Source organism: Frondihabitans sp. PhB188 (assembly GCF_003752365.1).
GTDB lineage: Bacteria > Actinomycetota > Actinomycetes > Actinomycetales > Microbacteriaceae > Frondihabitans.
The window spans coordinates 103194-125044 of sequence record NZ_RJUO01000006.1; the positions used below are offsets into that span (position 1 = coordinate 103194).

31 protein-coding genes are annotated in these 21851 nt (G+C 63.6%); 7 read left to right on the forward strand and 24 right to left on the reverse strand.

Translation table 11 applies throughout. The features are described from left to right. Positions 1-149: 149 nt before the first annotated feature. Positions 150-731 carry a hypothetical protein gene (locus EDF46_RS17085; protein ID WP_123507731.1) on the reverse strand — a complete coding sequence of 194 codons (582 nt, stop codon included), beginning with the start codon at positions 729-731 and terminating at the stop codon, positions 150-152. A 516-nt stretch (positions 732-1247) separates the two neighbouring features. Here EDF46_RS17085 and EDF46_RS17090 point away from each other — a divergent pair. Then, positions 1248-1913, forward strand: a complete 666-nt coding sequence (locus EDF46_RS17090; RefSeq protein ID WP_148061270.1) for a TetR/AcrR family transcriptional regulator — start codon at positions 1248-1250, stop codon at positions 1911-1913. A gap of 1401 nt (positions 1914-3314) precedes the next feature. Here EDF46_RS17090 and EDF46_RS17095 read toward each other — a convergent pair. From EDF46_RS17095 to EDF46_RS17170, 16 genes are all read right to left on the reverse strand, one after another. Next, positions 3315-3500, reverse strand: coding sequence for a hypothetical protein (locus EDF46_RS17095; RefSeq protein WP_123507735.1), 186 nt, complete (start codon positions 3498-3500; stop codon positions 3315-3317). A gap of 38 nt (positions 3501-3538) precedes the next feature. Beyond that, positions 3539-4081 (reverse strand): hypothetical protein, encoded by a 543-nt coding sequence (locus tag EDF46_RS17100; RefSeq protein ID WP_123507737.1) that lies wholly within the window; start codon positions 4079-4081, stop codon positions 3539-3541. Between the two features lie 36 nt (positions 4082-4117). Then, positions 4118-4420 (reverse strand): rhodanese-like domain-containing protein, encoded by a 303-nt coding sequence (locus tag EDF46_RS17105; RefSeq protein WP_123507739.1) that lies wholly within the window; start codon positions 4418-4420, stop codon positions 4118-4120. Positions 4421-4432: 12 nt separating this feature from the next. Further along, positions 4433-5221 carry an aquaporin Z gene (gene aqpZ, locus EDF46_RS17110; protein WP_370454134.1) on the reverse strand — a complete coding sequence of 263 codons (789 nt, stop codon included), beginning with the start codon at positions 5219-5221 and terminating at the stop codon, positions 4433-4435. A 50-nt stretch (positions 5222-5271) separates the two neighbouring features. Continuing rightward, positions 5272-6000, reverse strand: a complete 729-nt coding sequence (locus tag EDF46_RS17115; RefSeq protein WP_123507741.1) for a PRC and DUF2382 domain-containing protein — start codon at positions 5998-6000, stop codon at positions 5272-5274. Positions 6001-6125: 125 nt separating this feature from the next. Continuing rightward, positions 6126-6434, reverse strand: a complete 309-nt coding sequence (locus EDF46_RS17120) for a hypothetical protein (RefSeq protein ID WP_123507743.1) — start codon at positions 6432-6434, stop codon at positions 6126-6128. Between the two features lie 132 nt (positions 6435-6566). Beyond that, entirely contained in the window at positions 6567-7229 is a 663-nt protein-coding gene (locus tag EDF46_RS17125; protein ID WP_123507745.1) for a hypothetical protein, read from the reverse strand. A gap of 27 nt (positions 7230-7256) precedes the next feature. Continuing rightward, positions 7257-8111: a YsnF/AvaK domain-containing protein gene (locus EDF46_RS17130; RefSeq protein ID WP_123507747.1), complete on the reverse strand. Its 855-nt coding sequence runs from the start codon at positions 8109-8111 to the stop codon at positions 7257-7259. A gap of 584 nt (positions 8112-8695) precedes the next feature. Beyond that, positions 8696-9301, reverse strand: coding sequence for a hypothetical protein (locus EDF46_RS17135; RefSeq protein WP_123507749.1), 606 nt, complete (start codon positions 9299-9301; stop codon positions 8696-8698). Beyond that, positions 9298-9876: a DUF6286 domain-containing protein gene (locus EDF46_RS17140; protein WP_123507751.1), complete on the reverse strand. Its 579-nt coding sequence runs from the start codon at positions 9874-9876 to the stop codon at positions 9298-9300. The genes EDF46_RS17135 and EDF46_RS17140 overlap by 4 nt, the downstream gene beginning before the upstream one ends. After that, positions 9873-10271 (reverse strand): hypothetical protein, encoded by a 399-nt coding sequence (locus EDF46_RS17145; RefSeq protein ID WP_233580097.1) that lies wholly within the window; start codon positions 10269-10271, stop codon positions 9873-9875. Before EDF46_RS17145 ends, EDF46_RS17140 begins: the two co-directional genes overlap by 4 nt. Next, a complete protein-coding gene (locus EDF46_RS17150) occupies positions 10268-10459 on the reverse strand; it encodes a hypothetical protein (RefSeq protein WP_123507753.1) in 192 nt (63 codons plus the stop codon). Before EDF46_RS17150 ends, EDF46_RS17145 begins: the two co-directional genes overlap by 4 nt. Then, the gene (locus EDF46_RS17155) at positions 10456-10911 is read right to left on the reverse strand and encodes an Asp23/Gls24 family envelope stress response protein (protein WP_123507755.1); all 456 of its coding nucleotides are present in this window, start codon (positions 10909-10911) and stop codon (positions 10456-10458) included. The genes EDF46_RS17150 and EDF46_RS17155 overlap by 4 nt, the downstream gene beginning before the upstream one ends. A 200-nt stretch (positions 10912-11111) precedes the next feature. Beyond that, entirely contained in the window at positions 11112-11444 is a 333-nt protein-coding gene (locus EDF46_RS17160; protein ID WP_123507757.1) for a hypothetical protein, read from the reverse strand. After that, entirely contained in the window at positions 11444-12100 is a 657-nt protein-coding gene (locus tag EDF46_RS17165) for an Asp23/Gls24 family envelope stress response protein (protein ID WP_123507759.1), read from the reverse strand. Before EDF46_RS17165 ends, EDF46_RS17160 begins: the two co-directional genes overlap by 1 nt. Then, entirely contained in the window at positions 12097-12663 is a 567-nt protein-coding gene (locus EDF46_RS17170; protein WP_123507760.1) for an RNA polymerase sigma factor, read from the reverse strand. The genes EDF46_RS17165 and EDF46_RS17170 overlap by 4 nt, the downstream gene beginning before the upstream one ends. Before the next feature lie 209 nt (positions 12664-12872). Here EDF46_RS17170 and EDF46_RS17175 point away from each other — a divergent pair, with 209 nt between their 5' ends. From EDF46_RS17175 to EDF46_RS17190, 4 genes are all read left to right on the forward strand, one after another. Beyond that, positions 12873-13667 (forward strand): TetR/AcrR family transcriptional regulator C-terminal domain-containing protein, encoded by a 795-nt coding sequence (locus EDF46_RS17175; protein ID WP_233580098.1) that lies wholly within the window; start codon positions 12873-12875, stop codon positions 13665-13667. 135 nt (positions 13668-13802) lie between these two features. Beyond that, complete coding sequence (locus EDF46_RS17180; RefSeq protein ID WP_123507764.1) at positions 13803-14012, forward strand: hypothetical protein; 210 nt, start codon at positions 13803-13805, stop codon at positions 14010-14012. Beyond that, positions 14012-14701 (forward strand): HAD family hydrolase, encoded by a 690-nt coding sequence (locus tag EDF46_RS17185; protein ID WP_123507766.1) that lies wholly within the window; start codon positions 14012-14014, stop codon positions 14699-14701. Before EDF46_RS17180 ends, EDF46_RS17185 begins: the two co-directional genes overlap by 1 nt. Then, positions 14698-14922 carry a hypothetical protein gene (locus EDF46_RS17190; RefSeq protein WP_123507768.1) on the forward strand — a complete coding sequence of 75 codons (225 nt, stop codon included), beginning with the start codon at positions 14698-14700 and terminating at the stop codon, positions 14920-14922. Before EDF46_RS17185 ends, EDF46_RS17190 begins: the two co-directional genes overlap by 4 nt. A 358-nt stretch (positions 14923-15280) precedes the next feature. On the opposite strand, the gene EDF46_RS17195 is transcribed toward EDF46_RS17190, so the two are convergent. The 3 genes from EDF46_RS17195 to EDF46_RS17205 are packed head-to-tail and all read right to left on the reverse strand — an operon-like array spanning position 15281 to position 17084. Then, a complete protein-coding gene (locus EDF46_RS17195; RefSeq protein ID WP_123507770.1) occupies positions 15281-15880 on the reverse strand; it encodes a DUF3618 domain-containing protein in 600 nt (199 codons plus the stop codon). Continuing rightward, positions 15877-16290, reverse strand: a complete 414-nt coding sequence (locus tag EDF46_RS17200; protein ID WP_123507772.1) for a phage holin family protein — start codon at positions 16288-16290, stop codon at positions 15877-15879. Before EDF46_RS17200 ends, EDF46_RS17195 begins: the two co-directional genes overlap by 4 nt. Next, entirely contained in the window at positions 16287-17084 is a 798-nt protein-coding gene (locus EDF46_RS17205) for a hypothetical protein (protein ID WP_123507774.1), read from the reverse strand. The genes EDF46_RS17200 and EDF46_RS17205 overlap by 4 nt, the downstream gene beginning before the upstream one ends. 217 nt (positions 17085-17301) lie before the next feature. Here EDF46_RS17205 and EDF46_RS17210 point away from each other — a divergent pair, with 217 nt between their 5' ends. Next, positions 17302-17475 carry an antitoxin gene (locus tag EDF46_RS17210; RefSeq protein ID WP_123507776.1) on the forward strand — a complete coding sequence of 58 codons (174 nt, stop codon included), beginning with the start codon at positions 17302-17304 and terminating at the stop codon, positions 17473-17475. A 72-nt stretch (positions 17476-17547) separates the two neighbouring features. Here the strand turns inward: EDF46_RS17210 and EDF46_RS18445 are convergent, their stop codons facing one another. Together EDF46_RS18445 and EDF46_RS18115 are read right to left on the reverse strand one after the other, a co-directional pair. Beyond that, positions 17548-17709: a hypothetical protein gene (locus tag EDF46_RS18445; protein WP_158614304.1), complete on the reverse strand. Its 162-nt coding sequence runs from the start codon at positions 17707-17709 to the stop codon at positions 17548-17550. A 174-nt stretch (positions 17710-17883) separates the two neighbouring features. After that, complete coding sequence (locus EDF46_RS18115) at positions 17884-18564, reverse strand: hypothetical protein (RefSeq protein ID WP_148061271.1); 681 nt, start codon at positions 18562-18564, stop codon at positions 17884-17886. Between the two features lie 292 nt (positions 18565-18856). Here EDF46_RS18115 and EDF46_RS17220 point away from each other — a divergent pair, with 292 nt between their 5' ends. Further along, a complete protein-coding gene (locus EDF46_RS17220; RefSeq protein WP_123507780.1) occupies positions 18857-19996 on the forward strand; it encodes a M20 family metallopeptidase in 1140 nt (379 codons plus the stop codon). On the opposite strand, the gene EDF46_RS17225 is transcribed toward EDF46_RS17220, so the two are convergent. Beyond that, the gene (locus EDF46_RS17225; RefSeq protein ID WP_123507782.1) at positions 19958-20797 is read right to left on the reverse strand and encodes a nitrilase family protein; all 840 of its coding nucleotides are present in this window, start codon (positions 20795-20797) and stop codon (positions 19958-19960) included. The two genes, EDF46_RS17220 and EDF46_RS17225, sit on opposite strands and share 39 nt — an antisense overlap. Continuing rightward, positions 20794-21843: a LacI family DNA-binding transcriptional regulator gene (locus EDF46_RS17230; protein WP_123507784.1), complete on the reverse strand. Its 1050-nt coding sequence runs from the start codon at positions 21841-21843 to the stop codon at positions 20794-20796. Before EDF46_RS17230 ends, EDF46_RS17225 begins: the two co-directional genes overlap by 4 nt. Positions 21844-21851 lie beyond the last annotated feature (8 nt).

Consider the following 21851-nt stretch of genomic DNA (forward strand, 5'->3'; position numbering starts at 1 on the left):
CGAGTGAGTGCGAGCATTTGAGGTGCATGCGAGTACTTGCCGGGAGTGCGTCATCTGGCGCACAATGGAGGTAGCTCTTCTCCCGCTGGGAGTGAGGGAAGTAGAAGCCGGGACCCCCGCCCTTTGACGGGACCCGGCTTTCGCGTTTTCTATACGTCGATTCGGATCACGTTGACGCTGGCGGCTAGCTGTTCGAACCAGGCGTTGTCGCCAGCGAGCGATTCGCCGAGGGCGCCGAGGGCTTGGTCGGCGATCCACAGCATCGGTTCCTCGCTAGGGAGTCCATGGTCGACCCGCAGTGTCGCGGGGAGAGCGCCTCGGCCGCGGAGCGCGTCGATGTGCTGTCGGTCCTTTTTCATGAGGGACTCGGGGCGCGCCTCGAGGACGAGCTGTGTTACGCCCAGCTCGCTTAGTTCCCAGGTGAGTCGTTCCAGACAGAGCGCTCTGGCTCGTTCTTGTTTTCGCGGGTCCAAGGGTGTTCCCACGACGATGACGTGATGCACATCGAAGGCGGTGATGGTGTTGATGACCGTGTTTCGGTGGCGGCGGTCGAGGTTTCGCCAGTGCAGCTTCCGCTCCGACCGTGGGAGGGCTTGTAGCTGGTCCCGGTATTCCTCGCAGGCAGTGGGATCTGCGACGACGGCGCCGAGGAGGTAGACGGGCTCGACGACATTGACAGTGCGCATGCTCTCATCGCCCCATGCGTGCAAGGAGAACTCGATCGGGGCCATTCGATAAGCCTGACACGGTTTCCCGTCTGACTGTCAGGCCGCCAAGCTGACCGCGCATTGGCCGCGCGGGACCATCTCCGGGCCGGTCAATCCGTCTCATGAGTTGCACCGAGTCCGGATTCTGAAGGGGACGTAGTTTCGGACACGCCACAGGCTCGAGATCGGGGGTGTGTCGGGTCGGTCGGGAGGCGATCTTGAACGAGTTCTCCTTATCTGGTTTGTCTTTGGTGTCGTCGATGTTCTTCCGGGCTTCCCCCATGTTCTGGGTGTCTAGATCAGTAGTGCCTACCGTTCCTCGTCGCCGGGCTGACCGGTTCCGGTTGTGTGGGTAAGGGGCATGTGGGGATCGTCGTCGGGATGCGGTGGGAGGCGTATTGATGGGCCATCCCGCCGGGGAGGGGACGAGCCACACCCGACGCGCCTTCGACCGTGCGTCGCCAACGCGTCGGGGTGGAGGGTTCGTGTGGCCCTGATTGGGGAGTCCCGCATCGGGTGCTGAAGCCGTATTTTTTGGTCATGACCGATCTGGCTACCTCCACTTCCCGGACTGTTCCCGTGGTCCCTGATGCGCGCCTGGGCGACTCACAACGGGCACGCCTACAGGTTCTCGAAGCCGCCATCACCATGCTTCGTCGCTACGCGTTCCATGAAGCTTCCTACGACCTTGTCGCCAGCACTGCGGGTGTCCCTGTGGCCGAGGTGAAAGCGCTCTTCCCGACGTGGGAGTCGCTACTGATCGGAACCCTCGATTTGTGGCACGGACGCCGGACCGCCCCCATTCTGCCCGTCGCAGAACGCCATGGCGCGGCCGCGTTCCTCCGGGCCCTCGTTCAGTCAAATATTGAAGACCCGGGCCTTATGCGGGTGCTGTCGGCAACGGTGAATATCGCCGCGACACCAGGACACCCGATGGCCCCGCACCTGCACGAGGCATGGCGGCACTTCCATGTCACCGTGATGCGGCAGCTCGCAAAGGACATTGAGGCCGGGCGGGAGCCGGACACCATGCAGCCCGCCCGCGGAGCGGAACAGTTAATTGCACTTTACGAGGGGTTGCAGTTGCAGTCGATGGTGCGACCAGGAATGAACATGCTCGACGCATTCGACCGGGCAGTGACTCGGATGCGAGACGGGTGGTCGAAGACGTACACGCCTCCGGTGTGGGACCTCGACATCACGTAATCCATAACGGGAGGGCAGTGGAGTGCGGGGTCACCTGCCCGGGCGGGAGACCCCGCGGCCATTCCGCGGCAGAGACCGGATCAGTGGAGTCCCCGGGGGCAGGCCGTGTGTCTGGGGTACCACCCCGACACGACACCAGGCCTATGGGTGAGGCAGGTTCGATGGTCCTAGGGCGGCGGGGGTGATTGGTCAGCCGTTGTGGCTGGTGTGGTCGGCGAGGTGTTATTCCAAACACGTGACTCGATCCAAGCCGGGGGCTGCACGCATGCCGCCCGTTAGCCGATCCCTCATCGAGATACGTATCGGACTGATCTATCGAGACGGTCGGTCGCCCTCCCTGCAAGGGGCAGGCCTGGCAGCCACGGCTCTTCGGTCATCGATCGGCTAAGGCTGCTTCCCGCCATGAGAACTGCGGAAATCGGAAGGAGAGCCGTTAGTCATGCCGTGACTTGCAGGATTCGTTCTGGCTCGTACGTGAAGAAGTCCTGGTAACGCGGCTCGATTGCAGATGTCAGCTTCGGGGCGTATCGGGTTGGGCGCCTTGGGTATCCAGGGACTCGGTATGCGGGGACGTCGGGGTGGCTCTCGTAGAGGCTCACGAGATGACTGCCTGGGCGAGAATCACGAGAAGGATTGCGATGCCGGCTCCGGGGAGCGACCCAATGAGGCCAACTCGGTAATGCGATGTCCGCTAAACGTCCCTGATACCAATGACCGCTGCGTAGGTACGTCGGAGACGTCCGCGTGGCATTTTGTGCATCGATAAGTGTGGTGTGGCTGCTGAGGACGTCGCCTCGTGCGTTGGTGAGGATGGAGGAGTGGACGTGCTCGACGGAGGCAACGATGTCGCCGGCAACACGGCCAACCCACATCCCCGGGTTGACTTCGTGCCAGACCGGTTCAGCGGTCTCAGCGGACGAAGTGGTGTCAGATCTTCGCGACCAGTTAAGAGGTGTTTCTGGTCCGACTGCCAGGATGCTCACGAGGCAGCCCCACCGACGACGGTGCTGCGCAGGTGGGTCTTGGCGGTGTCGGGCGTGATGTGGGTTCCCTGGTGCTGGCCGAAACGATCGCAGACGATGAAGTGGTGGCCGTCGTGTTCGATGGTGCCGAGGAAGGTGGCGGCGGTACTGGCGACCTAAAAACCGGGTTTGGGTTCGGCGGAGGACACAGTAGGGGTGGTGGGCAGCAGCAGGGTCACGCGTGGTCTTTCTTGGTAGGAGTGGGCCCTCCTCGTAGGGGCGAGGAGGGCGGTGCGGTTCGGGCCGCACTTGTTAAACGCTTCCCAGCACCCATTCGTCACACTCCTGCACCACAAGATGTGGCACTGATCTGCTCGGAGGCAAACAGGAGGGCCTTCCCGCCTCAGTCAGTGGGAAGGCCCTTACAGGTTGGTGTGGGCTAGTTGCCAAACATGCCGCCGAGTCTGCCGAGGAGGTCCTGCGGGTTGACGCCGAACTTGTCGAGCAGGCCTGCGTGCTGGTCGGTGTCGACCTTGTCGGGCAGTTCCCCTTCGGCCTGCTTGGCCTCGTCGTGCTTGCCGAGACTTTTCAGCTGCTCGATGATCTGGTTCTTGTCGATCTCCATGACCGGCTCCTTCTCTTGTGGGTGGTGGGTGAGTGGGGTTAGCGGCGCTTTGACTTCAGCAGCCCGGCAACGGGACGCTGCTGCTCGCCCTGCTGGGCGGCGAGGACGATCAGGACACCGGTGAGGACCGGGGTGGCCCACTGGAGGATCTTCAGCTGCTTCTGAGCGGTCGCGAGAGCCTTGGAGGCGAACTCGTCCGGTTCGGTGGTGCCGTCGGTGCCCTCGCCAGCGTGATCGGCGAGACGCTTCCCAAGAAGCCCAGACCACAGGGTGGTCCCTGCGGCGAGAAGGGTCAGGGTCAGCTTGATGCCCGTGTTGGTGCGGCCTTCCTTCTGAGTCGCGAGGCGGCCCTTGTTCGCCCCGATGAGCCCGATCCCGCCGATTGCATGCACGGTGAGAGCACCGATCTGCAGGGGGGCCCATTTCTTCCAGCCGAGAGCTGAAAGGGTGAGGCGCTCGACGGGGTCTTTGGCGCCGGCGGCGGCGCCGTTGAGGCCGGTGGCGCCCATGAGGTTGCCGCCGAACCAGGCGGCAAGGCCCAGGTCGTGCATGCTGCGGATGACGGTGTTGCGTCCAGCCATGGTGATGCTCCTTATGTGAGGTGGTGCATGGTGTGACTATTCGGTCTCGAGGGGGAGGCCCTGTTCGATCCACGCCTGGGTGCCGCCGTCGACGCTGACGGCCTGGTAGCCGAGGTCGATGACGATGTCGGCACCGCGGCTGCTGCGGTTCCCGGCCTGGCAGATGACGAATATGGGTTCCGCGTCGGGGACTTCATCGACTCGGGCGGGCAGGGTGTCGAGGGGGATGTTGATGGCGCCTTTGACGTGCCCGGTGGCGTGTTCGTTGGGTTCTCGAACGTCGACCAGGACGGGGTCGGTGGCGTTGTTCAGTTCGGTGACGGTGACGGTGTCGCTCATGAAGGGTCCGTTTCAGTGGTCGGGGGTGTGGGGCATGGTGCGGGTGAACAGGGTCCGGTGTGTGTATCCGGCGAGGGCGGCACCAGCGAGAGGGGCAAGGATGAACACCCACACCTGCCCCAGAGCGGCCGGGCCGCCATACAAGGCGGTGGCGATAGAGCGGGCCGGGTTCACGGAGGTGCCATCGACCGGGATCGCGATGAGGTGAAGCATGGTCAAGGTCAGGCCGATGGCGAGGGGTCCGAACCCGTCGACCGCGTTTTTGTCGGTGACGCCGAGGATGACGTACACGAACACGGCGGTGAGGATGACCTCAATCAGGGATACGGGGAGGAGGTTGTAGCCGCCGGGGGAGTGGTCGCCGAACCCGTTCGAGGCGAACCCAGATACGTGGGCCCGGTGGAAGTTCCTGTTGGGTCCGCCACCGACGATGACAGCCAGCGCCGAAGATGCGATGGCGCCGCCGAAGATCTGCGCGGCGATGTAGGGGCCGACGTCGATCTTGGGGAACTTACCGGCGATGAACAGGCCCACACTGACGGCTGGATTGAAGTGGCCGCCGGAGATGTGGCCGACGGCGTACCCGGCACCCACCACGGTCAGCCCGAACGCGAGAGCAACCCCCAGGTACCCGATCCCGAGGGTGTTCTGGCTCGTCGGGAACTGAGACGCGAGAAGGGCGGCGCCGGCGCCACCGAAGACGAGGACAAACGTCCCAAACGCTTCTGCCGCGAGGCGGCTGATCCGGGCGGGGCTGCGGGAGCCGTCGGGGTCCATCGGGGCGGCAGCGGTGTCGGGCACGGTTTCGCTTTCGGGTAGCGGTGGGGAATGTGGGAGATCTGAGGTGTGCGTCAGGATGCGGTGGTGCTGAGGTCGACGCGTTCTTTGCGGACCGTGTCCGTCACTGGTAGGTCTTCTGTGACCTGGGTGACGCGAACGCGAACCCGCTCGACCGGGACGACCTCGGTGGTGGTGATGATGCGTTCTTCGTGCAGCAAAATGTCCAGATCCGCCGCCGACAGCTGACCGTCGGGCACAGCCATGTCGGTGCCCGCTTCGATGGGTTCCCGGATGATGCGGAGTTCTTCCCGACGGAGAGTGACGGTCATGGTTTTTTCTTCGGTCACGATGACTTTCTCGAACCGGATCCGCTCTTTCGGGACTGGGACGGTACTGACCCGCAACTGCTCCTCAGATCGCACGACACCAGCAGTGTTGAGGTCTGGGACGGCTTGAGGCGGTGCAGTTGTCGTCACGGCCGGTGCGTTGCTGTAGTAAGCGCGGAGGGCGTGGACGTCGTCCGTGGTGAGGGTGTCGACGGAGGTGATCATGGGGGCGTCCTCGACAGCGGCTCGGGGGAGGCCGACGTGGAGGGCGGACCCGGGCTGGTCATCGAACCGGGCCCCGTCAAGAGGTGCGAAAGCGTTGGGGGCGCCATCAAAGCCCCTGTGGATGGAGACCCATAAGGGCGCGCCGGTGTTCTCGTGAACATAGACGCGTTCGACGGAGCCGATGATGTCGCCGTCGACATCCAGGACCGGGACACCGGGCAGGTCGGGGACGGATTCTGGGTTGATCATGGGGTGCTCGTTTCGGGTCGAGACCGCACGTTCACCGGTCCGGGAGATGAAGACGGGGCGGGCATCATCGTTGATGCCCGCCCCGGGTGTGTTGCCGCAGCCGTGGGTGAGGCGCAGCTGGTGGGTTACTTGCGGGCGGTGCGGATGCGGCGGAACACGGTCAAAGCGACCAGGAGTGCGCCGGCGATTTGGAAGGCGCGCGGGTTCTTGTTGTAGATGTTCTTGGCCCGGTCCAGCAGAGGTCCGGCCTTGGTGGCGGCGGCGTCGGTGATCTTCTGGGCGCTGTCGGCGGCGTGCTTGGCCGCGTCCTGTCCCTGCTCGACGGCGTTGTGGGCCTGGTCTTTCTTATCTGCGGGGGCGAGGTCGTCGATTTTGTCGTGTGCGGTGTCGGCGGCGTCGTCGATGTTGTCGTTGGGGGTGTTGTCGTTCGACATGAAAGCTCCTGGTGTGGGTTGCAGGCGAAGATGAAAGAGGGGTGGTGCGGGCGGGGGCTAGGGGTCACCGCCCGCACCAGTGGTGCGTCCTCGCCGGGATCCGGGGGCGAGGAGCTAACCCATTGGTTCGGGTTAGAGGCCGAGGCCGACTTTGTCGACCTTGCGGTGGTACCGCATCCCGGCAAGCCCACCGAGGATCGCTCCGACCAGCGCGAGGACCACGACGAGGATGAGGCTGATGATGCCGCCGGCGGTCATGTTCCCGTTGATGCTGTCGGTCGGGATCGTGCCGAGGCGGTTGAGGACGTCGAACTGGCTGCCGGCAATGACACCGATAATTGCGAGGATCACGGTGACGATGACCGCCCACAGCCACACGGCAACACCCTGACGAATCCCGTTGAAGCGGGCCATCCGCCCGGCCACGTAGCCGCCAGCGAAGTACGCGATGAACACGACCACGAGAAGCACGATCGCGCTGACGATGGTAGTCGTCGTGGCGTTATCCGCCGCGGCGTTTTTGGCGTCGTTGTTGCTGGCGGCAACCCCGACTCCGATACCGGACAGGATGCCGAGCAGCAGCACAGCAAGCCCTGTGGCCGTCAACCAGCCGAAGAACGCGGAACCGAACTTCATTCCGCCGAACTCGGCTTTTTCCCGCGCCACGACCGACTGCCGGTCGGTGGCGAGAGCGTCCCGGTTGGCACCGTAGACGCCGTGTTCGGATTCGTTTTGTCCGTCGTTGCCGCGGGTGCGGTTGTCTTCGGCCCCGGGGCCGCCAATGCTGCTACTCATGTGATCGTCTCTGTTGGGTGTTCGCGATTAGACGCGGTCGGTGTCGACGTCACCGGTCGTGCGACCGGTGGTGTTGGTGTCGTCTTCGAACTCGATCTGCTCCTTGCGGACGTCCTCGGTGACCGTCTGGTTCTCGGTCACGGTCTCGGTGCCGAGCTTGATGCGCTCAACAGCGACGGCCTCCTTGTCCACGACGACCTTGTCCTCGTGCAGGACCACCTCGTGCTCCTCCTCGCTGAGGTCGGCGCCCGAAAGCGCATCGCCACGGTTGGCGTCGGTGATCGGCTCGCGGGTGATGGTGACTTCCTCGTGGGAGACGGGGACGGTGCGGGTTTCCTGCTCGGTGACGATATACTTCCGCAGGCGAGCCTTGCCGGCTTCGGTCTGGCGGGTGCCGACGTGGAGCTGCTCCTCGGAGCGGGTCATGGCGTCGTCCGTGTTGGCGTCGGACGTGTCGTGACCCTCGGTGGGACGGCCGGTCTCGGTCTCGGCGTAGTCACCCGTGGTGGCGTTCTGGTCGTAGACCGGCTCCGTGTACGTGTCGGCCTGACCCGTGGTGGTGTCCTCGAGGCCGTAGTGGGCGTAGAGGGCGGACTCCTGCTCCACAGTCAGGTAGCCGTCCTTGTCGTCGGAGTGCGGGGCGTCCTTGACCTGGTCCTTCGTGTAAGGAACCTGCACGTCGTTGCCGGTCACGGTCGCCGCCGACAGAGGGACGAACGACTCGCCGCCGCCGAAAAGTCCGGTGTGCGCGGTGACCCACTCGGGCTCGCCCGTGCGGTCGTCGGTGAAGATCTGGCCGATTGAGCCGATCTTCTTGCCGTGCTGGTCGACGACATCGCCGCGGCCAGAGAGAAGGGTGTTGATTTCGTCGGTGCTGATCACGATGTTTTCCTTTACCGGTTGAGGGCGACAACAATGTCGGTCCGCCCTAGAGAGGTGATGGTGCTTTCGGGTTGGTGCTCTACAGGTGGTGCGGTGATACCGGTGATGCGTCTTCCTCCCCTTGGATTAGGGGAGGGAAGTCAGGGCTGTGTTGGCGTGGGCGCCAGGTCAGGGCTGGTGCCAAAGTGCACGGCCGCGATGCCGCCCGCGAGAAGCCCCAGCAGGGCGAGGGCGACGAGAAATCCGTGGAAGACGCTGGCTGGGATCCGGCTGGCCAGCGTTCTCCGTGCGGGGCGGGTGGCGGTTGCGGGCATGGCGTGGGGGTCTTTTCTAGCGGTGGACCGGTTCGGGCGGTGAAGGGCTAGAAAAGACCCCTGTGGCGTGCTGATCAGGCAGGTGCTATTTGGCAAATGCTCCTCCACGTGGAGGCGATGCGGTGGTGCTATTTGCGGAACGTGCTGCGACGTTTCCGTGTCAAATTGGCGTTCTTCACGGCCGCGTCTTTCCGAGACTTTCGAATGACGCCCACGATTGACAGGACCACGGGCAGGTATTTCAGCAGACGGATCATGGTGCTGTCGTTTCTATTCGAGGCGGGTTTTCTTCGCCACGCGGGCGCGGAACCCGCCGGAGATTTGGATCATCGCCGGGACCTCGAATCCGAGCAGCTGGTCCAGGGCCTTCAGGTGCGTCTGGATCGTGTCGGAGACATCCTTGGGGGACACCCCGCGACGGGCCGTGGCACTGATTTTGAGGACGTTGGTGCCTTGGACGTCATACGTGGTGACGGACGAGGACACCAGGTCGTCGCGGTCCTTTAGCGCTTCCTGGAGTGCTTCTTTGGCGACGCCGGCTTTGACGATGGTGGACCCGTGTTCGGTGGTGTCGTCGTGGAACAGCTCGGACGTGTGCCCGTTGCCCTGTTTCACGATGAACCGCACCAGCAGGATTACGATGATCACCAGGACGGCGATCAAGGCGATGTACAGCCAGCTGGACCCGGTCGCAAACAATGGCGCCGCGCTGAAGGTCGAAGCGACGTTCGTGGACACTGTCGGGGCGGTCGACTTCCAGCCGGAGCTGAACGCCGGGAGGACACCGAGGAGGATCGAGGCAGCGCCGAGGATCAGTACGACGAGGCCGACGATGAAGATGAGGAGCCGGTTGGCGCCACGATTGGTGGTGTTCATGCGCCGACCTTCCCAGCCTTTTTGATGTCGATTTTTGAGCGGAGTTTCGGGGAGACGTCGTAAGCGGCGAGCTGCTCGTCAACAGCGTCCTGAACCCTGCCCTTGTCCACATCCCGACCGGTGGCCGGCGTCATCTCCACCACGGCACGGTTGTGCGTCACCGAGACGCGGGTATTGTCCGGGTCAGTGTTCGCCGCGTACGACGCGTGGCGTGCCAGGGCCGAGGCGATGACCTCGTTATCGATCACCGTGACAGCCCGATCCGTGTGGATCAGGTGCCGGGCCCGACGGCCGGAGGTGAAGGAGGCGATGATGAGCCAAAGTCCGATCAGGGCGAGGATGATGCCCGCAACGATCAAGATCCATACGGGCAGAGTGTTGACCCCGACGAGGCCCTTTGCCGCATTTCCAGGCGTGACCAAAAGCGGTTTCTGTCCGGCGATGGCGAGGATGATCTCGATCACGGCGTACGCGGCGGCGAGGATCAGGATCACGGCCAGGACGATCGCGAGGACCGACCTGGGGGAGTGCGTTTCGCGGCGCGCGATGCGCGAATACGTGGACTTCGTACTCATTTGACGCGCCCTTCTTCCTGAATGTCGACACCGGTAATCTTGACGATCACCCGAGCGACCTGGTTGCCGGTGAGCTGCTGGACGCGGGTGCGGATCTGCTCCTGCGCGGTCTTGGCCCGCGCTAGCAATGGGCCACCTTGCCGGTCAACAACCCCGGGTTCGTTCTCGATCCGCAGAAGCGACGGAACCCGGATTGGCGCCGACACGGTCAGTGACAGGTTGCCTCCATCGTCGTTGAGGTCGACGGAGACTGTCTTGGAGTTGACGCCGAGGGCGTCGGCGGTGACGGCCGAAACGACCCGGTCCAACGCACGCGGTGCGATCTTCGTCCGCCCCGGCAGCTTCTCCCACTCGTTTTGCCGCGTGGGGGTGGGGGTCGTTTCGGTCATCGTCATGAGGAGGAGCGCTTTCCCTTGAAGATGTCCAGCAGGGCCGACAACTCGATGTCACCGGCGACGATGCGCCCGATGATCGCCCCGGCCGCCATGGCGAGGGCGAGGAGGATGAACGCGCCGAAGCCGAGAGTCATCCAGGTCAGGACGAGGGCGGCTGCAACGGCGATCCCGGTGATGGTGGGGGTCACTTGACGCGGCTGTCGGAGTCGTCGTCGTCATCGTCGGAGGGGACGAAGACGTCGGCAATGGTCACGTTGATCTCCGCGACCTCCATGCCGACGATGTTCTCGACCGCGTCACCGACGGCGTTGCGGACGTTGTCCGCGAGGTCCTGGAGGGCGACGGGGTACTCGGCGGTGAGGGTGACGTCGACGGCGACCTGGGTCTCGCCGACCTCGACGGAGATGCCCTGGGCGAGGTTCGTCTGGCCGGCACGGTCACGGATCGCACCGATGGCGCGGCCCGCGGCACCGCCGAGGGCGTGGACGCCGCGGACCTCGCGGGCGGCGATACCGGCGACCTTGGACACGACGGCGTCGTTGATGTTGGTCTTACCGGTCTCGGTGGAGTGCGCCGGGGTGACGGCCTTCGACGAGGACGTTGGGATCACGGCGTTGGGGGTGGGGGTGGTGTTCGACATGAACGTTCTCCTGAAGTTGATGAGGTCCAAAACACCATGCTGGTGTCCTGGCGGATCAACTGCCCCGGAAGCAAGTGGTGGTCCCCCTTACGAGGGGCAGTTACTAAGGAAACGAGTGGAGCAGACCATTCGTCACAGAATTGCCCGAAAATCTTTTGGACGGTCACCTGAAGCTGCGGCAATACGCAGCGGCGCGGGTGTTAGCCGGTGATGTAGGCGATGGTGACTTTGACGTTCATGTCCTGCCCTGTGAGCGCGAGTTGTTCGCGAATCCGGGTGCAGACCGTTTCACCGATCTCTGCCGCGGATTTGGAGAGGTCGATGCCCACAGACGCCGAGACGGTACCCCTGGCTGGGTCGACGATGACGTGTGCGGCGGGAACGGGAGCACCCAGTTCGGTGAGGACGCGGTGAGCGGTGCCCAATACGGGAACAGCCCGGGTGGGCATGTACAGCCGAGTCACCCCCGGGGTGTTTTGGACAAGGGTGGTCAGTGCGTCTGAGAGAGAGGTGTCGGGGGTGGCCGTGGTCATCAGCTGTTCTCCATCGGGGTGATGTGCACGTCGCTGATGGTGACCGTGATCCCGGCAACAGTCAGGTCGGTGTTTCGAGCCAGGGTGTCCTGGATGGCGTCCCGTAGTTGCTCGGCCGCGTTGGGGATGTTGTTGCGCCAAATAATCGTTGCATCCACTTCCACCGTGACCGGCTCATCCAATACGGTCACATCCCCAATCAGGGCGCTGCGTCCGATGAGGATCCCGTGCACCATGTCGCCCGCGGCGCGAATGAGACCCCGGACGGCACCTTCGGTGATCACCAGCTCTGTATGGAGGGCCGCAACCCGGTACGGAATCTGCCGGCCGGTCCGGGACTCCAAGGAAATGTTCTCCAACAGCGACGTCACCCAGGTGTCATCGCGGGGTTCTTCCAACGCTGCCTCTTCCTCGAGGAACGTCGCCGTTAGGGCTTTCAACCGCGACAGGGCCGCCAATGCGATCTGGCAGGACGGTGAGATATCGATCACCGGATCCCGAGGGGTCATCCCGGCGTCCAGATAGTCGGACAGATCATCGACCGTGTATCCGTCGAGATCTTCCGGTTCCAAAGCGAAAACAGCGGAGGCGGGGACGTCACTGTCCAGGAGATGCCTCGCGGCGGGGTCAGGGATGGGGTCAGGGCTGGTGCTCATCGCCAGGCCTCCATCTCTCGAATCATGTTCTTCCGTGCTCGGGACAGTAGACCCCGGACCGTACTCACCGGCTGATGAATCTCCGTGGCGATGTCGTCGTAACTGTAGCCACCGAGTTCTTTCAACACCCAACACTGCCGCTGCTCCACTGGAAGGGTTGATAGGGCGACACCCAGAGCTCGCTGTCGGCTTGCGGCCTCCACGGAGTGTTCGGGGCCGTCCTCAGTTCGGGCGGCTTGTTCATGGTCATCGATGTCATCATGGTCACGTCGCGCCCGGACCCGGTCGATGGCTTTCCGCGATGCGATCGTGAGGAGCCACCCGCGAACCCCGTTGGTGTCTTGCAAGCCCGGTAGCTGCTGCCAGGCGGTCAGGAAGGTGTCCTGGGTGACATCGTCCACGTCTGCTCCGGAACCGAGAATGCGGCGGGCATACACCCGCACCACGCGCTCATGCCGACGGACCAACGTGGCGAACGCCCGGACGTCACCGTCACCGGACCGACGAGCAAGGACCGGATCCGCAAATTGCTCCAGGGCTGAACGCTCGTCAACGCTGGGCACGTCGAAGATCCCCGTGAGTCGAAGGGGACACGGCCGCGGTAGCACAAGGCAGCACCAGTTGAAGGCGAACAGCCATGAAGGACAAACCGACCCCACGTTGGCAACCACCCCAGGGCAGTGTTCGGATCACCGGGCTGTCTCCTCAGGTAGAAAAGTCGTGGCTTACGACGTAAGTCCCGACAGTACCTTACAACGTAAGTCTTGCTAGCGTGGGCTTTGTCGAGTGCAACCGCGTCTCCAGCCCCGCTGTCAGCGAAAAACCGCAGATCGACAGGGAGATCGTGGCCGTGGAACGACCGAAAAAATCAGTACAGACGGGGCCAGCTCCCATGAAACTGAGTCGCGAACTCATTGTCAGGACAGCGCTGGGTCAGATCGACCGTTTAGGTCCGCAAGGCTTGTCGATGCGGTCCCTGGCCCAGGAGCTTGGCGTGGAGGCGATGTCTCTTTACCGCTATGTCCACGGGAAAGAAGACCTTCTTGAGGGTGTCGTCGCCTCGCTGATGAGCGACCTCACCTCCCACCTCGAGGAGGCAGAAGGAGAGCACTGGCAGGCGTTCATGCAAGTGGTCGCCCATGCGGTTCGGCACATCGCCGCCGAGCACCCCAAGGCGTTCCCGCTCGTGGCAACTCGGCACCCTGCCGCGCCCTGGCTTCGACCACCTCTTCGAAGTATCGAAGTCGTCAACACATTCCTGAAGGCTCTGACCGAAAACGGGTTCACCGATCCGCAAGCGGTCAACGCCTACCGGGCATTCAGCAGCTTCCTCCTCGGTCAACTCCTCCTGCAGTCCGTGGTCCGAGGAGCCGAAGCCGGACCTGCGGAAGAACCCTTGGACGAAGGCGGCGCCGACATCCCGGCTGGCGACGGCAGCATGTCCCTCGAGGTGGCACCTGAAGTATTGCGTCTCCGCCCGCTTCTCAGTGAGGACCGAAGCGATGAAGAATTCGAAGTGGCTCTCGAAGCGCTCCTGGACCGGTTGGACCGGGAACTCTCCCAATAGGCGGGACCCTCTGCTTCGTTATTCCGTTAGTTATTGAGAGATGTTTTGTTGTTCGGCGTGACGAAACAGGCCTCCCACTCGTTGTCTTAGCGACAGCACTCTTTTTCTGCCGCCGCTCACCAATGCAAGGACGCCATGGCCGACTCCGACACCACCCCCACCTACTCCCTCGACCAGACCTCGCCCACCACCTGGGACGTCTTGCTGGAAGGGTCCGCCCTGGTCGCGGGGACCATCACCCAGGACGGTGACGAGTACCTCCTCGCCGACGCACAGAACCTGTCCCGCGGCAGCTACCCCACCGTGGTGGAAGCGTGCGCTGCCCTTGCGGACGGGGACGCCTAATGGCCGACCCGACAGCCGTGCTGCTTGACATCGACGGCACCCTCGTCGACTCGAACTTCCTCCACGTCGAAGCCTGGGACTACGCGTCCACCTCAGCCGGCCTGCACGTCCCCGCCTGGCGGATACAGCAAGGCATCGGTGCGGACTCGGACGAGCTCCTCGACCAGTTGATCGGTGACGAGCCCAAATCGGCCCGGGATGACGTCAAGGGTTTGCATGACAAGCGGTACAAGCAGCTCGCCCCCCGCTTAAAGATCCTCGATGGCGCCCAGGAGCTCGTCGCCGAGCTCGCGGGACGCGGAATCCGGGTGGTACTGGCAACGTCCGCTCCGCAACAGGAGCTCGACCGGCTTCTGACCCTGCTGAGCATCGGCGACGACACCTATGCTGTCACGTCCGCTGAGGACGTGAAAAAGGCCAAGCCCGCCCCCGACATCATCGCCGTCGCCCTGAACGAGGGAGGAGTCGACGCCAATCACGCGGTCCTGGTTGGTGATTCGGTCTGGGATATCAAGGTTGCCACCGCCGCGGGTGTGACCTCGATCGGGTTGCTCTCCGGTGGCACCGCCGACGCGCTCCTTCGGCAGGCTGGCGCCGCCGAGGGCTACGACGACGTCGCCACCCTCCTCAGCTCCCTTGAAACCAGCGCTCTTGCACGCCTCCTCGACCCGGAAAGAGTGACCTCATGACTGTCTTCACCGCGGAAAGCACCGCTTCTAGCCGGCACCCGCAGGACTGGGGCCGCGCCGTCGCCGTCGCCCTGAACTCCCTGGTCGCGCAGTCGCAGAACGCGGACACGGACCTGAACACATCCGAACTCTTCGGCGCCGACCTGAACCTGCACATCGACGAGCTCGCCGGTGGCGCACGCCTCAGTCTTACGTGGACCAAAACCGACACCGCCGACTAACTCGGCCAGCCCTGGGTCTCTATCCGCCCAGGCATCAAGTTGACCGCACCAGCCCGCAATCTCCACGCAAAAGAGGACCCTCCCATGCCCGTCTACCTCCAGACCGGCCTCGCGTGGGTCATCGACTTTATCTGCGGTGGTGGACAGGGTGAACAGGCCCTCGTTCGCGCCGGCAGGGACCATCGTGTTGTCGCGTTGGCCGACCGTTTGGTCGAGGGTGCGGACAAAGGAGGGGAACAAGGTCTTGCGGGACCGGCGGGGACGAAGAGAACAAGAAGGCGCCTTTGATGGGTGGTGCATGGGAAAGCCCCGCCGAGCGAGGACTACGCGGCGGGGCTTCCAAGGGTGACAAGGCTTGTTATGCGTTTTTGACTTCGTCGGCGGACCCCTGAGCGGAGTCCTTCACATCGGATGCAGCGCCCTGTGCCTGGTCTTTGACGGTGCCGGCGGCGTCCTGGGCGGTGTCCTTCACCGACGCGACCGCGTCCTGTGCCGGGCCTTTGAGGTTTTGGGCGACGTCTTGCGCGGCGGACTTGGCCTGGTCGACCAGCGGGGCGGCCTGCTCCTTCACCTGGCCGGCAAGGTCCTGTTCTTTCTCCGATGAGGGAATCAGGGAGCTGACCAGCCACCCGGCACCGAACGCGAGAAGCCCGACCGCGAGGGGGTTGCCCTTGACCTTCTCGGCGGCCTGCTGCCCGGCCTGCTTGGCGGTGTCCGTGGCGTTCCCGGTGGAGCCGGTTTTGTCGTGGACGGCCCCGAACACGGATTCTTTCGCGTTCGTGAACCGGGACTTGACCTTCTCGACCTGGCGGTGTGCCACCTGGGTCGGGTCGACCTTGTCGGCGAGGGCGTCGACGTCGAAGCCGAGCCCAGCCCGGGTGGCGTCGATCTCGGCACGGATCTGATCCGGGGTCTTCTTCTCGCCGTTGTTCGTGGCGCTGCTGTCTGTGGTGCTCATGCGTGGCCTCCGGGCTTCACGGTTTCGGGGATCTTCTTCAGGGAGTCGACCGTTTTCGGTGCTCCGTTGATGTCTTTGAGTTCCTTCTTCCCACGGAGGAACAGGACCAGGGCGACGATGCCGTAGATCACCGCAATAACCACGGCGGATAGGGCGTTGTTGAGGAGGAACCCGAGTCCCCACCACGCGGCGATCGACAGAAACAACAGGGCGAACAGGGCGGTCAGGCCGGCGCCGCCGACCAGGCCGGCACCCTTCCCGGCTTTCTTCGCTGACTCCGTCAACTCCGCCTTGGCAAGCTCGACTTCCTGCCGGAACAGGGTGGAAATGTCTTTGGACACTCCCGTCAACAACTCGCCAAGCGAGGTAGTCGCCGCCTTCTCTTCCGGGGTGATGTTCGGGTCGGTCATCGCTGCTCACCGAAAGGACGATCAGCAACGATGTCGTCGAAAGTCGGCGTCGCAGCGACGTGCGCGGTGCCTGCTTCGACGGGGGTGTCACCGAACTGCTCCGCGGTGCGCTCGTAACCCACAGCCGGTTCCTCCGTGACGGGGGAGTGTGCTGAATCCGTCTGCGTGGTCGAGGACGGCGTGTCCGACTTGGCGTCAGCGGTCAGCGCCTTGGTGAGCCTGCCCGCAAGAAGTCCGGCGCCGGCGGCGATCGCGATAAATGTTCCCGGCTTCCGGGCGGCGAAATGCTTCACCTCATCCAGAAGCGACCCGGGGTCGCGGCCGTCAAGCCATGACGCGGCCGACCCGGCACGACCGGACAAGTTCCGCACCAGCTCGGAGGCGAGCCCGTTACCGTCGGACTTCTCGGCCATTGAGGACAGCTCGTCCGAAATTGAACGTAGCCCTTCTGACACTTTCTGCGACTGGGTGCCGGCCTGCTCTTTCAGCTGCGACGTCGCCTGCCCGTAAAGATCCTTCGCCTGGCTCGTCACCTCAGAAGCGACCTGACCGGCCTGCTCCTTCGCGGCGCCAGCAACATTCGAGGCGGCATCTTTCGCGTCACCAGCGACCTGAGTTGCCTGCTCCTTCGCCGCACCAGCCTTCACGGTAGCGGCGTCCTTCGCCGACGAATCGGTGTCGGAGGAAGTGCCGCCAGCGGAGTGGGCTCCTCCGGCGGGTGTCAGCGGCGGCGTGTAGCCGGTCTGGCCGTAAAGGGGTGAGCCGTAAGGCTCGTTCGGGGGAACAGTGCTCATGACTGGCCTTCTTTCTGTTGTTCTGTACGTGAACCCCCATTAGTAGCCGGAATCAGCGCGACAGGCCCTTCTGCTTCCTGCTGCAGCGTCACAGAGAGCACCGAGGAACACAGGCCCGGCACTTGACTAGCCGGCGATATTGGCCCAGACCGGGGTGTCTGGAGTCGAATGGGCAGGGGCTCACGCACGGTGAGTACTACGTGAAGGGAACCGGATTATGGGACTGCTGGATAACGCGAAAGACGCCCTGAACAGTGACAAGGGTGAGCAGGTCAGCGACACCGGGATCGAGAAAGCCGAAGACGCCATCACGGACAAGACCGGCGGGAAGTTCGACGACAAGATCGACAAAGCCGGCGACGCCGCCGACAGCAAAATCGGCAACGACTAACCAGCAACCGGCTGCAACAGCGAAGCGGGCCACACCTTCCGGTGTGGCCCGCTTCTCGTTGTCTGGCTAACATCAGCCCGCGGGGTTGTCCACGGGGACGTCGTCGTCATCGGTGCCGTCGTCTGGGTCGACCTCATCGGGAGACGTCACCTCGACGTCGGGCGCGTCGTCCGGGACAGTGTCTCCCGGGGTGTCCGTGGTGAGGTCAGGGTCGGTGTTCGGGGAGTCACTCATGACATGTTCTCCTTCAATAGAGATGGTGCGGGGGTGGCTATTTGGAGTCTTCGGACGTGGTGGCGTTGTCCTGCGTGAGGGCCGCGGCCGGGTCCCCCGCAGGGAGCCACTACTAAGTTCATAAAGACGTTTGAGAAAGAGACGCCGATCCCATCGGTTCCGGCGTTTTTCTGGTTAGTTGTCAAAAGTGAGCGCCACGGCAATGAAATCCTGAACCGTGATGCTCGTGGCAGCGGACCACGACACGACGTCAGCCTCAGCGGAAATATCATCCGCGTCGGGTGCGTCGCTGCTGCCCGACGGGGACAGGATCCACACCTTGCGGGCGCCTTTCAGGCCCTCGAGCTCGGTGAACAGGCGCTCTCGAAGGTCGGCCTCGGAGCCCACCACGATGACACCCACCTGGGCGGACTCCGAGGCCAAGCTCGTGACCGTCACCCCGGCGGGCTTGCTGTCCTCATCGAACAAGTCCGGGGCTCGCCCGATGAGTCGAACCCGGTCACCGTCCGCGATACCGAGAGTGGTGAAAGCGGATGCGTCTGAAGCGTCTGACATGGGAGCTATTCCTTCTTTGTTGGGGGTGAGATGGTAGGCGTCCGGTGCGTACGCCAGGCCGTTGGTGGCCCGGGGCGGAATGGTGTTCCGGGGAAGGGGAGTGTCAGTCTTCGGTGTTGCCTCGGTCTTCGGGTGCCACCTTGGTCTCGGCATCCGACCGCGTAAATGATCAGCCATACTTTCCGCTCCCTCGCCGCCGTGGTCATGGTCGACTTGCTCGATCAACCCCGACAGCTTCTCGCCGTTCGTTGCGTCGTCGCTGCCGTCCATGATGGGTCCGGTCTGGGTGTTGTCGCTCATGGGCGGGACGCTACGCGCACCCCCGGCGCTGCGTCACGAGTCCTTTCTCGATCCAAGCACCGGGTGTGAAAGTCGTCACCTCTTACCGCCCGATAGACGGTCACTCACTGGGTCACCGGCCACCGGCCACCGGCCAGCGCGGAGAGGCCTGGCCGGACGGCCCGGAAGGCTCGGGTTAGTACGCAGAACCGGGGCACGTCCCGCATCGGGCTGAGCCCGCCGTAAACCGGCCTAGTGACATCGGAAGCCGCAAGGCCCGGATCTCAGAGGCAGGGTTCGTTAGCCTTTGCAAATGGCCGCTTCGCCCGTCGTTACCCTTCTCGAGCAACTCGTTCAGATTCCATCGGTCTCCGGATCGCCGGCGGAACGTGAAGGCCTCAAGTTCGTAGAGCAATGGTTCCAAGGGTCGGATGCATCGACGGCCGAATTCGTCGACGCGTCGGATGGGCGTGATGCGTGTGTCTTGGTTATGCCAGCCCACGTTTCGGATTGTCGACTCTTGCTCTTTTCCGCCCACATCGACGTCGTGCCCGTCACGAACGGAAACGAGTGGAGTGAAGATCCTTTTGGCGCGCGTGTGGTGGCTGGGCGTCTTCACGGTCGTGGTTCCTCCGACATGAAATCGGGACTGGCCGCTGCCATGATCGCCATTCGGCAGCTGCATGCTCAGGGTGTACCGGTTGCTCTGGCCGTGAGCACCGGCGAAGAGCTGGGGTGCCGGGGCGCTAGTGGAGTGGCTTCAGCACTTGAAAGCCTTACGGTCGGTGCGGTGATCATTCCGGAGTCCACCGGCAATCGGGTCGTTTTGGGTCATCGAGGGGCTCTTTGGTTGTCCGTCACGACGTCCGGGCGGGCAGCGCACGGCAGCACTCCCGAGAGGGGAGTCAACGCGGTTCTGGCGATGACGGAGGTCTTGGCGGGACTTCCGCAGATCCCTTTGGGCGCGCATGAATTTCTCGGGGCAGAGACAGTCAATGTCGGTGCTATCAGCTCAGGCAGTGTTCCAAATGTGGTGCCGGATCGCTGCGTGATCAAGGTCGATCATCGACTGGCGTCGACGGACCCCCAGGAGATGGTGAATTGGTGGCGGGATCGACCCGGTGTGAGCGATGTCGGCGTCGACTTGCTTCTGGATCCCGTCTGGACGAATATTCGTGACGAATTCGTGGCCATGCTCCCCGGTGAGGTCAGTGCCGAGCCGGCGAGCTATTTCACGGATGCGTCAGTCCTCGTACGAACTCTTCCACCTCGAACGCCGGTAGTGGTCTGGGGACCGGGAGATGCATCGACAGTGCACTCCGCGGATGAATCTGTCGACATCACGGCAGTCGAGTCCGCAGTGCACATGTTCACCGAGGCTGGACGTCGTTGGCAGATGTCGTCTGGGCTGGAGTCACGCGCCGATGGCGGCACCGACGCCGTAGGCCTCTAGACGTCGGTCCTTCACGGGGTTGTTGAATGCTCCCCAGGCGCGTGAGCGTCGTGCTTCGGCGACGTCCACGTCTCCGAGGATAATTTCGCTACCGTCAAGAGAGGCCGGTCCAGCTACGGGCCAGCCTGTGTGGTCAACGATGAGGCTCTGGCCGATGAACTCCTGCCCACGCTCGGTACCGACGCGGTCAGCCGCGGCGACGATGACACCGTTGCTGTGGGCGTTAGCCATGGTGAGGATGGTGGCCATCCCAGGTTGTCCTGGTTGCTGTCCTGGGATCGGGACCCAGTTCGTGGGCACGCAGACGATGTCCACTCCGCCGAGGGCAAGCGATCGATAGCTCTCCGGGAACCAGCCGTCGTAGCAGATCATCATGCCGAGTCGGCCGATGGGAGTCGTGACGACCGGGAAACCAAGGTTGCCGGGTTCAAAGTAAAGGGCTTCTTCGTCCCAGAGGTGCACTTTTCGGTAGGTCGCCAGGTATCCGTCTGGTCCATGCAGAATGGCAGCGTTGTAGAGGGATGCGTCGACGCGTTCGGTGAGGCCGGCGACGATGTAGAGGTGGAGCTCTTGAGCGAGAGCTTTCCAGAGGGCTGTGGCGGGGCCCTCGCCGACGACCTCGCTGAGCGAGAAAGCTTCGTCGCGGGAGGCGAACATGTAGCCCGAGTTGGACAGCTCGGGAAGCACGACGACCGCGGCGCCATCGGCTGCCGCGGCGCGGATGGCCGTTTCCATGGCGTGAAGGTTGGTCTTAATGTTGCCGAATTCGGGTTCGTACTGAACGACTGCCAGGCGGATCATGAGTGCTCCCTTGTGCGGTTCAAGCGGTCTGTGTCGGGTTGGACGAAGTGACGGAAACTCCCGCGCTGGACAAGACGGACCGGAAGTTCCTCGTGAATACGGGTGGTGTCTTCGCCGTCGATAGCGCGCAGGAGGAGGTCCACAGCGGTTCCCATCAGCTTTTGTGCGGGCTGGGAGACCGTCGTCAATGCAGGGCTGCTGACGGTGGCGACGCTGATGTCATCGAATCCGGCGATCGCGAGGTCGTCGGGGATGCTGAGTCCGAGGTTGCGGGCGACGTCCATGACGCCGACAGCGATGAGATCGTTTCCGCAGAGAACGGTGTCGACCTCGGGGTGTTCACGAAGAAGACGCTCAGCGGCAGTTTTCCCAAAGTCGCGGGTGAAGGAACCGAGGTAGATCCGTCCGGCAGCCGTCGGATCAATGTCGAGGATGCTTTCTGCAAACGCGTCTCGGCGCCGCAGGCCCGACCAGTTCTCCTCACCTCCGCCGATGTAGGCGAACTTTCGGCTTCCGCTTCGGCGGGCAAGATCAACGAGCTGAGACATGCCCGAGGCATCGTCGACACCCACGAACGCGGTGGTGGTGCTGTCGGCATATTGGTCAAACTGAACGGTAGGGATGGTGTTCGAGACCTTCTCGATAGCTGCACCGCTGTGTGCTTTGGAGCAGGCGCTGATGAGCAGGCCGTCTACCTGTCGGTCCAGGAGCATCGAGATCTGCTGGGCTTCGAGGTCTGGGTCGTCGTGAGAGCTGGTGAGAATAAGAGCGCGCCCTCGGGTTCGGAGTTCGGCTTCTGCGAGTTCGACGAGCTGGGGAAAGAACGGGTTGTCGATTCCTGGCACGACCATGCCGACGACCATCGTGCGCGATTGGCGTAGAGCGCGGGCCACAGTGTGGGGTCGGTAGCCGAGGCGGAGCGCAGTGTCTTGGACGAGCTGCTTGTGAGTGGCGGTGACCCCTCGCGCCCCAGAGAGCGCCCTAGACACGGTGGCGGTAGACACGCCCGCCTCTGCGGCGACGTCTTTGATGGTGGCTCTGGGCATGGTCTCCT